The 13,701-nt window shown below is 31.5% G+C and carries 14 protein-coding genes and 1 pseudogene; 3 read left to right on the forward strand and 12 right to left on the reverse strand.

What is annotated here, in order from left to right:
• Positions 1 to 4: 4 nt before the first annotated feature.
• The 5 genes from CLPA_RS15145 to CLPA_RS15165 all read right to left on the reverse strand — a co-directional run bounded on the left by CLPA_RS15145 (position 5) and on the right by CLPA_RS15165 (position 5,539).
• Entirely contained in the window at positions 5 to 1,288 is a 1,284-nt protein-coding gene (locus CLPA_RS15145; RefSeq protein ID WP_003445566.1) for a nickel pincer cofactor-dependent isomerase, group 22, read from the reverse strand.
• 224 nt (positions 1,289 to 1,512) lie between these two features.
• Positions 1,513 to 2,526, reverse strand: coding sequence for an ABC transporter substrate-binding protein (locus CLPA_RS15150; protein WP_003445568.1), 1,014 nt, complete (start codon positions 2,524 to 2,526; stop codon positions 1,513 to 1,515).
• A gap of 105 nt (positions 2,527 to 2,631) precedes the next feature.
• Entirely contained in the window at positions 2,632 to 3,831 is a 1,200-nt protein-coding gene (locus CLPA_RS15155) for a threonine synthase (protein WP_003445570.1), read from the reverse strand.
• A gap of 113 nt (positions 3,832 to 3,944) precedes the next feature.
• Positions 3,945 to 4,730, reverse strand: a complete 786-nt coding sequence (locus CLPA_RS15160; protein WP_003445572.1) for an ABC transporter ATP-binding protein — start codon at positions 4,728 to 4,730, stop codon at positions 3,945 to 3,947.
• 14 nt (positions 4,731 to 4,744) lie between these two features.
• Positions 4,745 to 5,539 (reverse strand): ABC transporter permease, encoded by a 795-nt coding sequence (locus tag CLPA_RS15165; RefSeq protein WP_003445574.1) that lies wholly within the window; start codon positions 5,537 to 5,539, stop codon positions 4,745 to 4,747.
• 391 nt (positions 5,540 to 5,930) lie between these two features.
• Between CLPA_RS15165 and CLPA_RS15170 the strand changes: the two genes are divergently transcribed.
• From CLPA_RS15170 to CLPA_RS15180, 3 genes are all read left to right on the forward strand, one after another.
• Positions 5,931 to 6,803 carry a LysR family transcriptional regulator gene (locus tag CLPA_RS15170; protein WP_003445576.1) on the forward strand — a complete coding sequence of 291 codons (873 nt, stop codon included), beginning with the start codon at positions 5,931 to 5,933 and terminating at the stop codon, positions 6,801 to 6,803.
• Positions 6,804 to 6,926: 123 nt separating this feature from the next.
• A complete protein-coding gene (locus CLPA_RS15175; protein WP_003445579.1) occupies positions 6,927 to 7,898 on the forward strand; it encodes a helix-turn-helix transcriptional regulator in 972 nt (323 codons plus the stop codon).
• Positions 7,899 to 7,967: 69 nt separating this feature from the next.
• Positions 7,968 to 8,417, forward strand: a complete 450-nt coding sequence (locus CLPA_RS15180) for a GyrI-like domain-containing protein (RefSeq protein WP_003445580.1) — start codon at positions 7,968 to 7,970, stop codon at positions 8,415 to 8,417.
• 145 nt (positions 8,418 to 8,562) lie between these two features.
• Here the strand turns inward: CLPA_RS15180 and CLPA_RS15185 are convergent, their stop codons facing one another.
• The 7 genes and pseudogenes from CLPA_RS15185 to CLPA_RS15215 form a co-directional block, all read right to left on the reverse strand.
• Complete coding sequence (locus CLPA_RS15185) at positions 8,563 to 9,339, reverse strand: DUF434 domain-containing protein (protein ID WP_371877637.1); 777 nt, start codon at positions 9,337 to 9,339, stop codon at positions 8,563 to 8,565.
• 54 nt (positions 9,340 to 9,393) lie between these two features.
• Positions 9,394 to 10,131: pseudogene (locus CLPA_RS15190) on the reverse strand (family 1 glycosylhydrolase); the annotation flags it as partial.
• 143 nt (positions 10,132 to 10,274) lie between these two features.
• Positions 10,275 to 11,072: an HAD family hydrolase gene (locus CLPA_RS15195; RefSeq protein ID WP_003445583.1), complete on the reverse strand. Its 798-nt coding sequence runs from the start codon at positions 11,070 to 11,072 to the stop codon at positions 10,275 to 10,277.
• Positions 11,073 to 11,252: 180 nt separating this feature from the next.
• Complete coding sequence (locus CLPA_RS20935; RefSeq protein ID WP_158380944.1) at positions 11,253 to 11,396, reverse strand: hypothetical protein; 144 nt, start codon at positions 11,394 to 11,396, stop codon at positions 11,253 to 11,255.
• 240 nt (positions 11,397 to 11,636) lie between these two features.
• Complete coding sequence (gene lrgB, locus CLPA_RS15205) at positions 11,637 to 12,329, reverse strand: antiholin-like protein LrgB (protein ID WP_236900352.1); 693 nt, start codon at positions 12,327 to 12,329, stop codon at positions 11,637 to 11,639.
• The gene (lrgA, locus tag CLPA_RS15210; protein ID WP_003445587.1) at positions 12,330 to 12,788 is read right to left on the reverse strand and encodes an antiholin-like murein hydrolase modulator LrgA; all 459 of its coding nucleotides are present in this window, start codon (positions 12,786 to 12,788) and stop codon (positions 12,330 to 12,332) included.
• 181 nt (positions 12,789 to 12,969) lie between these two features.
• Positions 12,970 to 13,689 (reverse strand): LytR/AlgR family response regulator transcription factor, encoded by a 720-nt coding sequence (locus CLPA_RS15215; protein WP_003445588.1) that lies wholly within the window; start codon positions 13,687 to 13,689, stop codon positions 12,970 to 12,972.
• Positions 13,690 to 13,701: the final 12 nt, after the last annotated feature.

Below are 13,701 nucleotides of genomic sequence, written 5' to 3' on the forward strand. Positions count from 1 at the left end.
TTAACTAAAGTTTTCCCCAAGAAAAATCAGGCTCACCCCTATTGAATTTCAACTCTTCAGCCTTCGTCAAAATACCTAAATTAGCATTTAATTTAACTTCCTCCATAAGAGGTTCACTAACCACAATATTTTCCAGTTCCATAGTATTTTTTATCCAGACAATTTTATGTTCTCCGCTTTTAACTCCATTGCATATTTTAACGGCAATTTTTATTGCATCCTCTGAATTTGATGCCACCATAGGTATTTTAGCTGGTTCCATATATGTACTAGTAAAACAATTAGTATACATATCTATAAAATTTATTTTATCAAATAATTTCCTGGTAATAATATCTGATACCCCAACTCCGTTGGCATTTCCATGAGATTCTTCAGTAATATCAAGAATTACACATTTTTTAAATTGGGGGCCGCCGCTGACACATCCAGTAAAATACAGCCCGGTTACATTTGGATCTTGACCATTACCACTTATATTTTTTCCTATTTCATCTATTATAAGCACATCAAATTTAGGTATAAGTATACTTCCCATAAGCTTTCGACTTTCCTTAAGCAGATCCTCTTCCCTTTTTAGAGACAGTATTTCATCTTTAGTTATGATTTCTATTTTATAAGTCTCATCATAGGCATTTTCCACTACAGCTACAGCAAATAATACTTTAGTTTTCCTAGCTATCATGCAGCCTATTTTAGGTATTAATTCTGGAAATCTCCCAAAGCCTTTACTATGGATTGAGTCTGCACCCTTTTGCTTTCCAAGTCCAATGGAAAGCATTTTGCAAACCCCGCTTTCCACCTTTCCTCTAAAGCCTGTATGTGGCTTTATTCTGGGAATTATCACTATTCCATCAACCTCTAGTACACTTTTTGCTGCATAAATAGGTAAATCAGCTTCATATTCTCCTATAATTTCTGTATCCATAGATCCATCTATATTGACTTCCATGTTTTCTTCTGTAATCCCATAGGAAGCTAGAATTTCCCTCTGTCCTTTTTCTGTTGCTCCACCATGGCTTCCCATTGCAGGAACTATGAAAGGCTTTGCTCCAGATGCTTTTAAACACTCTATAACAGTCTTTGTTATTATATCTATATTGGCTATTCCCCGGCTTCCAACCCCCACTGCAATTCTCTTATTCTTTAAATCCTGTAAATGATACTGAATTTTTTCTTTCACCTCTCTTTTGATATCCAAAATTCTATCTTTTTTAAAGTTCTGTCTTACCTTAAAAAACTTAGGCAGCTCTATTTCATTAAATTTACTTAAATCTAAAGATTCCACAATATCACCTTCTTTGAAGCAAGTTCTTTAATTCAGGTTGGGATTCTTTTACCCCATCTGAATTTTAGAACTGCAAATGCATGGTTTACTTGGCGTCGAACTTCCACTTGAAGAAATGGGAGACTTTACGTCAAGTTAGTCAGGTTAAATAAAGTTAAGGCATATTGAAATAAATGACTAGACTAATATACTAGTCCATTTATTTTCACATGCCTAAAAATCTTTTATTTTATTCCTGCATCTGTTGCATAAGTTTTATCTAGAAGATCTTTCACATCTACATCTTTTCTTACAGTGTTATTTTGTCTTAAAGTTTTAATAGTTGATGTAAGTGAATCTACTACTTGGTCTGTTAATCTTATATCAAAATCTTCTTTAGCTAAGCCCTTTGCTGCAACATCTCTATTAAGTTTAAGTTCTTTTGAAATAATATCAGCTGTTTTATCTGGATTTGCTTTAACCCATTTTTCTGTCTTTTCATATACTTTAAGCACCCTCTTTACTATGTCAGGATTATTCTTTGCAAATTCATTATTTACTGAAATCAAGTTTACTTCATATTTAAGACCAGTTCCATCACCAATTGCATAGGCTGTATTTTCAGCTTCAATTGAAGATGCATAAGGTTCCCAAGTTATTGCTGCATCAATATTCTTTGAGGCAAAGGAAGTTTTTATATCTGTAGGCTGAAGATTAACTAATTGTATATCACTTTGCTTAAGCCCTGCCGCTTCTAAGTATCTGGCAAGGAGCATATGTGCAGAAGATCCAACAGTTACGGCAACTTTTTTACCCTTTAAGTCCTTGGCTGATTTTATATTGGAACCAGTAGCAGCAAGTATAGTGTTTAATTTATATCCTGATGCATAAACTCCTATACCTTTTATATCAGCATTATTTGCTCTTGCCTGAATAGATGGCTGATCACCAGCTTGCCCAAAATCCAGTCTTCCTCCAGCAAAAGCCTCCATCATTGGTGGTCCGGATACAAAGCTCTGGAAATTAACTTTTATATTATCTTTTTTAAATTCTTCCTCAAACCATTCCTGGTTTTTTGCAACAATTAAAAGTGTATGGTTTATTCCCGGTTGATATCCTATACTTATTTCTTTCGGTTTTTGTGTTGACGATGCAGCATTGCTTGCTGATGAATTTGTAGAACTGTTAGTTTGACCGCAAGCCGTAAATGCCAATATGCCTACTAATAATGTAGAGATTAGAACAGTTACTTTTTTCATTAAATTCACTCCTCGTATATTTTCAATATAATTAATGTTAGTTTGAATTAAGTAATCAATTACTTTTTATAACAATTTTCATCTGCTATGAATTCATAATTATCTTTATATATCTGCATCTATTTCAAGTACCTGAAGCTCTTCTTCTACTAAATTTGCATATTTTAATCCACATCCAGTATTTAAAAGTACAATCTTATCTGTTGACTTTAAGAAACCATTTTTAATAAGTTTATCTGCTGCTGCAACCAAGGTTGCTCCTTCTGGAGCTACAAACAACCCCTCTGTCTTAGCTAAAAGATTAAGTGATTCTATAATTTCAGAATCTTTTACTTCAATGGCAGTACCTTTACTCTGTCTTACAGCATCAAGAACTATAAAATCTCCTAAAGCTTTTGGAACACGTATACCTCCAGCTATAGTGTTAGCACCAGTATAGAATTCAGAAGCTTCTGAATTTTCATTAAAAGCCTTTACTATTGGATTGCAGCCTTCTGCCTGAACTGCTATAAGTTTTGGGATTTTATCTTTAATCCATCCAAGTTCCTTTAATTCCTTGAAGGCTTTCCATATTCCAATTATACCTACACCACCACCAGTAGGGTAAAGGATGGCATCTGGAAACTCCCAATTAAAATATTCAGCAAGTTCAAGTCCCATAGTCTTTTTACCTTCAATTCTATAGGGCTCTTTAAGTGTAGCTGCATCAAACCAACCATACTTTTTTACACCCTTAGCTATTATTTTTCCTGCATCAGATATTAATCCTTTAACAAGATAAGTTCTTGATCCATATATAAAAGCTTCTTTTTTAGCTAAATCCGGTGCATCCTTTGGCATAGCCACTATAAGTTCAATTCCTGCTTTGGCAGAATAGGCAGACCAAGCTCCCCCTGCGTTTCCAGCTGTGGGCATTGCTATTGTCTTTATACCAAGTTCCTTAGCCTTTGACACCCCTACTGCTGCTCCTCTGGATTTAAAAGTCCCTGTAGGATTTAATCCTTCATCTTTGATATAAAGATTTTCTGCTCCTATTTTCTCTCCTAAACTGTCAGCTTTAAGTATAGGCGTATCTCCTTCTCCCAGTGAAACTATATTTTTTTCATCTTCAATTGGTAAAAGTTCTTTGAATCTAAATAATCCTTTTTCTCTGGTTTTAAACAGATTTTTGTCCACATTTTCTTTTATACTATGTAAATCATATCTTACAAGTAATGGTCCACCGCATTCACACAAATTATGAGGCTCATCCTTTGAATACTCTTTTCCGCATTTTGAACATTGTAGATAACTAAAATAACTCATTTAAATTACTTCCTCTCCCTATAATTTTATATATTTGCTTTAACTTATTAATTAAATAATTTAGCTAAATAACAATTTTGCTTCTTAATACTGAACTATAAACACAAATTATTCTATATACTATATGAAAATGGATTTTCTACTTTTGTAAAAAATTCATCATATATCTGACTTTTTATATAAGTAAAATCATAACTGCTTCTATCTCTTGGTCTTGATAATTCCACAGGAACTATTTTTTTAATACCTCCTGGTCTGCTTGAAAGCACCACCACTCTATTACCAAGGTATACAGCCTCATCTATATCATGAGTTACAAGAATCATAGTAGTTTTTTCTTTTTCCCATATTTTTAAAATTTCCTGCTGCATATTAATCCTAGTCATGGCATCTAAAGCTCCAAAGGGTTCATCAAGTAATAAAATCTTTGGTTTATTAATTAGTGCTCTGGCAATACTTATTCTCTGCTTCATTCCTCCTGACAGCTGACCTGGATAGGCTTTTGCAAAACTGCTTAATCCCACTAGTTCAAGCTGTTCCTTTACCAATTCCTTTTTTTCTGAATTTGATACTTTCTTGCTTATGCCAAAAGCTATGTTTTTTTCAACTGTAAGCCAAGGGAAAAGTCTAGACTCCTGAAAAATCATACCTCTATCCACAGCGGAGCCTTCAACGTGCTTTCCATAGGATAATATACTTCCTGAGTAATTCCTATCAAGACCTACTATCATTCTAAGCAGAGTACTTTTACCACAGCCGCTGGAACCTACAATACTTAAAAATTCTCCATCTTCAACGGATAGATTTATATCCTTCAACACCGTAAGTTCTCCACTATCTATTTTAAAAGTCTTATTTAAATTTTCTATTTCAATAGCTTTTCTGCTTTTATCACCCATAACCTTACCTCCCTCTAATTTTCATTACTTGTATCCCACTTAATAACTAAAACTTGCAATTTCTTTATTAAATAATCAATTAGAAAACCAATTATACCTATGGAAAAAACTCCTACCAGCATAACATCAGGCTGGGATAACTCTCTTGCGTAGGATATCTGATATCCTATACCCGAAGTTGCAGCAATGATTTCTGCAGTAATAACACTCATCCATGCACTGCCTATTCCAATTCTAAGTCCTGTGAAAATAGATGGAAGAGCAGAAGGAAAGACTATTTTTATAAGCGTGTTTAATTTACTCTTCTCCAATATTTTTGCAACCTCTAAGAATTTTTTGTCTGCTCCTTTTATTCCATAAATAGTATTTATAAGTATTGGCCAAAAACTTCCAATAATTATTATTGTTATCTTTGATGCCTCGTCTATACCCATCCACAGTATAAGTACAGGTACCCAGGCTACAATAGGTATTGGTCTTAAAAACCCTATAATTAAATCCAAAGCCTTTTCAATGCCTTTAAATAATCCGATTAATATTCCAAAAACTATTCCAAGAACAGCTCCTATGGCATATCCCTTTAATACTCTTAATATACTTATCCATAAATTTTTAAACAGATCTCCACTTTCTATCATATCAACTAAAGCTTGATAAATAACCTGTGGTGCCGGTAATACAGAAGACCTGATAAAACCTTTATCGCTTAGTATCTGCCAAAATATTAATATAATTATGGGAACAATTAATCCTATAATTATATTTTTAATTACTCTAAGTGCTTTATGTAGAATAGTTTTAGAATTCATATATATCCCCCTTATGATGTTAATGATAATATAATTTTAAATTCATACCACAATTACTCTATTCAGAAATTACATTTAACCTATCGGAAAACTTGTTTATTGGGCAAAAAAATATTTCCTAGTAATATAATGTGTATACTTTAATCAGATAAAATATTACACTATCTTTTTGTTATGTGTCAATACTTTATGTAAAATAATTTAAATTCATTATAAGATTTATAATTAATACATACTAATCATATCTTTTTTATAAAATTGTTCCTTATTACTTTTATAAATCCTTAACTTTGTGTATGATTATATCAAATAGAAACTTATATAACAAATATAAATAACATATCGGATTTATATGAAATTAATATAAATAAAATATAAGAGGTGATTATTTATGGACATCAGACAGCTTAAATACTTTCTTACCATAGCAGAAGAGGGCAGTATAACTAAAGCTGCAGAAAAATTACACATTGCTCAGCCGCCCTTAAGTCAGCAATTGAAATTGCTTGAGGATGAACTTGATATAAAACTTATAGAAAGAAACACAAGAAAAATTCAAATAACAGATGCGGGAAGAATACTTCAACATCGCTCCAAACAAATTTTAGAATTAACCCAAAACACTAAAAAGGAAATTAAAAATTTGAAACACGGCTTTAAAGGAGTACTATCTCTAGGTACAGTTCCCTCTTCAAGTACTACTATTTTGTTAAAAAAATTAAATGAATTTCATAATAAGTATCCTCACATAAATTTTAAGATAAGAGAAAGCAATACCGGTGAAATATTAAAATCTCTTTCTATAGGAACAATAGAAGTAGGGGTTATTTTAACACCTTTTAATTCTGAAAAATTTGAATCACTACTGCTTTCCAGTGAACCTATGATAATAGCCTTTAAACCTGATACCTATTTTATCAATAACAACAAGAATTCTATAAGTTTAAATGATTTAATAAACAAACCATTGATAATAGATCACAAATTTAAAGATATGCTAATTTCCACCTGCCACCAAGCTGGTTTTGAGCCAACAATTTTGTGTGAAAATGAAGATGCAAGATCAGTTCTTCTATGGGCTCATACAGAAATAGGCATAGGTATACTACCTAAATCTGCTGCTGATCTCATCCCGGGATTGGGCTTAAAATATATTGAAATAGACGAATTATCCTTAAAAACCAGACCTGCAGTTGTATGGGTAAAAAACAGATATTTATCTGATGTGGCTAAAAATTTTATAGAAATGTTTAAGGCAGATTAATTTACATTGTAACAGAATTTATATATAGATATTCAACTTAAATATGTTCTAATTATACATTGGACATATATACTTACTTCAACTTTAAAATATCAATAAAACAATATAGAGGTGTATATCCATATGAGACTTCACAGACTTTTAGGCATTATAATGCTTCTTAATTCCCGTGGAACAATGAAGGCTGGAAATCTGGCTAAATTACTTGAAACCTCAGAGAGAACCATATACAGAGATATTGATATACTTTGTGAATCAGGTATTCCCATCACCTCCACTTCCGGTCCTAAAGGAGGCTTTTCCTTTATGGAAGGCTATAAAATAAATTCAAAGGATTTGGAAACTGGAGACGTATTTAATATTTTACTTTCTAGTATGGGGATAGTGACTGAAAAGAATACAGAAACATCTCAGCAGTTAAAAAACTCCATCTTAAAGCTTGAAAATAGTTTATCTGAAGAACATAGAAATGAGATTATTAAAGCTAAGGAAAGATTTTTTATTGATTCACAGCCTTGGTGGGGTAGGAAAATTGAGAATAAAAATGTAGATATAATAAAAAAGTCTTTATTTAATTTAAAAAAGTTAAAAATATACTACAAAAAATTTACTGGAGAAATATCGGAAAGAATTATAAGACCTTACGGTGTGGTAGTAAAAAATTCGCAGTGGTATATGACAGCTTTTTGTGAACTAAAAAATGAAGTAAGAATCTTTAAATGCAGCAGGATTGAAGCTGTAGAAATACTTAAGGAAACCTTTAAAATGCCTGAAAACTTTTCCTTAGAAAGATTCTGGAATACCAGCAAAGAAAAATTTGTAAATCAACCCACTCCTAACTTAAAACATAATTCATACCCTGTTAAGATTAAATTTTATGAAGAAAAGAAAAAATTACTGGAAGGTTTTCATATACAATCTTCTATACAATTATCAAATAAATGGCTCTATACTATTGATATGTTAAGCTTTGAAACTGCCTGCAATGTAATCTTCCCTCTATGTGACAGAATAGAAGTTTTAGAACCCTTAGACCTTAGAGAGTACATAATAACAAAAACCAATAAGATTTTAAATTTATATAAATCCAAATAAATTCCTGACACAATGTTGGCAACAATTCATTGGTATAATTAAGACATAAAATAGATGGAGGGAATAATTATGGAAAACAAATTAGTAACTATACAAGGTTTCAAAGCTGTAGGTATTACCTACTTTGGCAATAATAGCAATGGAGAAATCCCAAATCTTTGGCAGGTATTCAATAGCCGCTATAATGATATAAAACATAAAAGTAAATCCATGTTATGCTATGGCATATGTGATGATGAAATGGATTCTCAGGGCAGATTTCATTATACTGCCTGTTCACAAGTGGATAGCTTTCAAGATATACCTGAAGGCATGGAAACAAAAATTGTACCACCAGGCAAATATCTCTTATATACCTATACTGGGGATATAAAAGACATAGGTGTTTTTTACAATAATCTATTTACAAAATATCTTCCCGCTTCAGGTCATGAAATTGACTTAAGACCTCAATTTGAATTATACGATTCAAGATTTATGAATACTGGAGAATTCGACATATATATACCTGTTAAATAAGAGCATAAAAAAATGTCTCACAATGCGTATAAGTATTATGAGACATTTTCTTCTTTTTTATAAATTACTCATGGGCTATTAACCTAATACTCATAACTTCTTTAATATTTTTCCTACTCTGCCTCTTTTGTTCTCTACATCTACCTTATATCTCACAATTATCAGGATCAGATGTAAATGCAGTCTTCCTTCCACTTAGATCAACTATATTTACATCCCGTATATACTCCTCTACTATATCCATGGATAGATTAACCCAGCTTTCACAGTTATCAAGTATTATGGAATCACTGGTAACTACCCTTTCCTGTTCATACAGAAAAGAATCTACCCTCTGCATAAGTTCTACTTCGGTATCCATAGTCCATTTTTCTGCATGCTTCAATATAAAACTCTTAAGCCTTCCAGAGTTAGATACATTCATGTCAAGAAAAAATTCAGCCTTTGATATATTAGCTTCATCCAGCTTTTTTCCTATGAGCTCCAGTGCAAAATCAGTTTTATCTATAACACTGTAAGTTCCCCGAAGCCCCGCCAAGTCTCTAAGAGTATTGTCATTACATAATACAAGAACTCCCTTTGACAGTGCTGCTTCCAGTGTAATAATTAGATTAAATCCATCTATGTATAGACACTTATTCCTACAGTCAGATAACTGAATCTGCTTTTTTTCCCTTATGCTGCACTTTTCCTGTGATGAGGTTGAACGGGTAAGAGCATTTCTCTGCCTCAGTGAAAATTGATAGTGATTTCCTATAATATTTACTACAGATTTATTATTGTATCCTCTATTAAGCATCCATTCCAATTCTTCCTGAGCTTTTTGGAGCTTTAAAACAGCTTCTTTTGAAAACCACCTGCCATCCTGCGGATCAGTACCTCTTCTTACTGTTTTTAATTTTGATTCCTCCAATAAATTCACCTCTATTAACTATTTTCCCATTGAAAAGAAGATATAAAGTCTTATTTATTTTTATCATCTTAAATCTTTTGTAAATAAGCTTTCTCCATTGCTTGAAATAACTTCTTTGTACCAATAAAAACTCTTTTTTCTGTACCTCTCAAGCGTTCCGTTTCCATCATCATTACGATCTACATAGATAAATCCATAACGTTTTCTAAATTCCGCTGTTGAAGCACTGACAAGATCAATACATCCCCAAGTGGTGTAACCTATTACTTCTACTCCGTCTTCAATAGCTTCAGATACTTGAATCAGGTGATCTTTTAAATACTTAATTCTATAATCATCAATTACAGTTTTATTTTCCTTTTCATCCCTTACAAGTTTATCCACTGCTCCTAAACCATTTTCCACAATAAACAAAGGTTTTTGATAACGATCATATAAAAGATTAAGTATATATCTAAGCCCCTGTGGATCTATCTGCCATCCCCAGTCAGAAGTTTTTAAATATGGATTTGGAACTCCCGATATAATATTTCCATTTCCCAGCTTCCTTTTTTCAGGATCTGCCGTAGCACAGGAACTCATATAATAGCTAAAAGAAACAAAATCTACTGTATTTTTAAGTATTTCTTCATCTGCAGGAGATTTTTTGATCTTAATATTATTATCTCTAAAATATCTGTCCATATACTTTGGATATGCCCCTCTAACCTGAACATCTGCAAAATATAAAATTTCTCTATCCTGTCTCATTGCTTCAAGTACATCGCTTGGATTACACGTTAGCGGATAGTTTGGAACTCCTTTTGGAGCTACATCCTGAGTTGATAGTCCCTTTCCATCTTCATTATAGGCACCTTCACATTGATTAGCTGCTACCGCTCCTACACTTTTTCCCATTATAAGGTTAGCTATTGGAACTGCTGCAAGAGCATATTATATATTTTCTATGCAAATTTTTTTATCACTTCAATAACTCCCTCTTCATATTCACCATCTGTTATAATATTTGCTATATTTTTCAATCCATCTACTGCATTGGCAACAGCCACTCCTATGTGTGCTTCTTCAATTAATTCCTTATCATTCATATGATTACCTATAGTTACAACTTCCTCATCCTTTATATTTAAATACTCTTTTAACTTTTTAAGTGCACTGCCTTTTGAAATGCCTTTTGTCAGTATTTCCATATAGTCATCCTCTGATATTACATATCTAAACTCACTTTTTGAAATTTCATCCAACTCATTCCAACACTGTTTATATTTCTCTACATCGCCTATTATTAAAATTTTATTTACTTCTATATTGGAATCTAAAAGACTTTTATCTATAATTTCACATTTTATCATTTCTTTTTTTTCATAAACAGAAATCCTATCCGTGTATTTAAGGCAAAATATTTGTCCATCATAAGAAAATATAACTGAAGCACCAAGTTCCTGAAGCCTATCCAAAAATAGAATCCAAGTTTTCAAAAGAAAAGTATCCGAATAGATTTGATTGCCCCCTTTATCAATTATCTCCGCCCCATTGTATACAATATAAGGAAAACTTATATCCAGTTCTTTGATTACAGATAAAGCAGCTTCTTTAGACCTCCCCGTAGCTATGGTAAATATTTTACCTTTTCTCTCAAAATTATGTATTTCCTCTATTAACTTTGATGAAATTTTATAGCCTTCTTTGTAACTATTGACTAAAGTTCCATCTAAATCCGATACAATCATTTTAATACTCATACAAAAACTCCTTACTTTTAATTATAAAATAATGAAAATTAGAGATTCAAAAAAACTCTATATCACCCCCTTCTTTTAAATCTGCTTTTAATATTCCTATTCTGCAAACTTATTTTTAGAGGATGATTAATGGTTTTCTCAAATCTCCACCAGTAATCATTCAATCTTTTAAATATTAATCTATACTGAAAATTTATTTTTTGAATTGATGTTCCATAAAGTACTATTACTGCAGGATACACCATCCACAGATAATCCCTTTATTAAATCTAGATGTAATAATATAGGTTTTTTCTTATTATAAATCTGAAAATTCTGTTCCATTAACTCATTTAATTTTCCATTCATTAATATTATAGATTAAACTTTATATCTTAATTGTAATATTGATATGTTAATTTTATATTATAGTGAGCTTAATTTTAAGTTAATTTAAGTTTTTATGAAATTCTACACAATAAAAAAACAAATTAGATTTTTCTAATTTGTTTTTTTATCCCTTTTCTTATAAAACAGCTTTATTTATTTAAAATATTTTTAAACTTCTATTTTAAAAATATCTTATCACAACAATCTGACAAATATAGGTACTACAATTACAGTTACAACACCAACAATTACTACTGCAATACTTGCCATAGCACCTTCTACTTCTCCTAGCTCAAGACTTCTTGCTGCACCTAATGCATGGCCTGAAGTACCTAAAGCCAATCCCTTTGAAATAGGATTTTTAACCTTGAATATATTAAGAAATTTAGTACCCACTGCATAGACAATTACAGCATTTAATATTACTGCAAAAGAAGTTATTGCTGGAATTCCGCCTATTCCCTGAGCTAGAGGCAATGCAATAGCTGTAGTTGAAGCCTCTGGAAGAAGAGATTTCATAACAGCTGAATCAAGTCCCAATAGTGTAGCTATTGTATAAACGATTGCAACTGAGAATATTGATCCTACAGTAATAGAAGCCAATATCTGTTTCCAGTATTTTTTCAGTTTATCTGCCTGTTTATATAGAGGAATAGCAAAAGCTATAGTAGCTGGTTCAAGAAAGAAATTAATTATTTTTCCACCATTATTGTAATCTGCATAGGAAAAATGACCTAATTTCAAAAATAATATTCCAAGAACCATTGACATAAATAACGGTGTAAAGAGGAAGAATCCTTTACTCTTTTTAAATAATATCATACCTATACCATAGGATATCAATGATACTAAAATTCCAAAGTATGGAGTCATATTACTAGTTCCCATTTAAATCACCTCTTTCTTAGTTCTATAACCTCTAGATTCACTGCCTAATCCCACTTTGTCATCTATGGCAGCTTTATTTTTATCTTTTGAATGAATTTCACTATGCTTTAACAGCATATCAGAGAATAATCCTGTTACCCCCAGCAAAATTACTGTAGCTGCAAAAATAACCAAACATATTGCAATTCCATACTTCTGCATTAATCCAAGAGAATTTATAACTGAGATTCCAGCTGGTACAAAGAAAAATCCTATTTTAGAATTTAGAGCCATTCCAAGATCTTCTACTTGTTCAAGCTTAACTGCCTTTGTACATAAAAGAATAAATAGGATTATCATTCCTATAACAGATGCTGGCATTGGAATCGGAAGTTTACTGGCTATAAAATTTGATACAATCATAATAACTGAAAAAATTATTGCCTGCATTATAAATCCAGAAGCTTTTTTACTACTCATTTCAATCACTCCTCATATAATCTTATTAAGTAACCGTATACATTGGTGTTTTTAATAACTATCTTTTCGTTGTCTCTATTATAAATCCATATACTATAAAATTATTATTTTTTGAATGAAATGCAAAAAAAGCTGCATGAAATACATTAATGCATTCATAATTTGCAGCAGTTTTAATTTATCATATATTCATAATTTGCTTAAAGTCTTTTATATGACTTCTGCTTACAGGTATTTCTTCCTCTATATCCTGAAGCTTTAAATTATAGGTATTGTTAAACCAAGGTATTATTTCTTTTATCTTCGTTATATTCACAATATAAGACCTGTGACATCTAAAAAATTTATCTTTTGGAAGATTATTACAAAATTCAGATAAACTGAGATTAACAGTATACTTTTCTTCTCTTGTAAGTACCTCTGTAATCCTCTCTTTAGCAGTACAGTAATATATATAATCCACATCAACTACTATAATCTTATCATTTTTCCACAAATTTATCTTATTGGATATGACAGCAGAACCTTTTTCGTTATCTCTCTCGTAGGCCATCTCCAGTTTTTTTAACATGGATTTTATTCTAGATTCATCATAGGGCTTTAAAATATAGTCAAAGGCCTCAACTTCAAAAGCTTCCACAGCATGTTCTCTATAAGCTGTTATGAATACTATATAGGGTCTTTTAGAAAATTTACTTATATTCTTTGCCAGTAACACTCCATCAATAGAGGCTATATTTATATCAAGAAATATAACATCCACTTCATTTTGCTGAATGAATTTAAGCACATCAAGTCCATCTTCAAATTCATCCACAATTTCTATACTGCTAAAATTCTTTATGAAATACTTTAATTCTTCTCTTGCTAAAAATTCATCTTCTACTATTATTCCCTTCACTGAATATCACCT

This window comes from Clostridium pasteurianum DSM 525 = ATCC 6013 (genome assembly GCF_000807255.1).
Taxonomy (GTDB): Bacteria; Bacillota; Clostridia; order Clostridiales; family Clostridiaceae; genus Clostridium_I; species Clostridium_I pasteurianum.

Coding starts and splice junctions, on each gene's coding strand:
- CLPA_RS15150 (WP_003445568.1), bottom strand. CDS start 2,526: ATGAAAAAAGTAACTGTTCTAATCTCTACATTATTAGTAGGCATATTG.
- CLPA_RS15155 (WP_003445570.1), bottom strand. CDS start 3,831: ATGAGTTATTTTAGTTATCTACAATGTTCAAAATGCGGAAAAGAGTAT.
- CLPA_RS15160 (WP_003445572.1), bottom strand. CDS start 4,730: ATGGGTGATAAAAGCAGAAAAGCTATTGAAATAGAAAATTTAAATAAG.
- CLPA_RS15165 (WP_003445574.1), bottom strand. CDS start 5,539: ATGAATTCTAAAACTATTCTACATAAAGCACTTAGAGTAATTAAAAAT.
- CLPA_RS15170 (WP_003445576.1), top strand. CDS start 5,931: ATGGACATCAGACAGCTTAAATACTTTCTTACCATAGCAGAAGAGGGC.
- CLPA_RS15175 (WP_003445579.1), top strand. CDS start 6,927: ATGAGACTTCACAGACTTTTAGGCATTATAATGCTTCTTAATTCCCGT.
- CLPA_RS15180 (WP_003445580.1), top strand. CDS start 7,968: ATGGAAAACAAATTAGTAACTATACAAGGTTTCAAAGCTGTAGGTATT.
- CLPA_RS15195 (WP_003445583.1), bottom strand. CDS start 11,072: ATGAGTATTAAAATGATTGTATCGGATTTAGATGGAACTTTAGTCAAT.
- CLPA_RS20935 (WP_158380944.1), bottom strand. CDS start 11,396: ATGGAACAGAATTTTCAGATTTATAATAAGAAAAAACCTATATTATTA.
- lrgB (WP_236900352.1), bottom strand. CDS start 12,329: ATGGGAACTAGTAATATGACTCCATACTTTGGAATTTTAGTATCATTG.
- lrgA (WP_003445587.1), bottom strand. CDS start 12,788: ATGAGTAGTAAAAAAGCTTCTGGATTTATAATGCAGGCAATAATTTTT.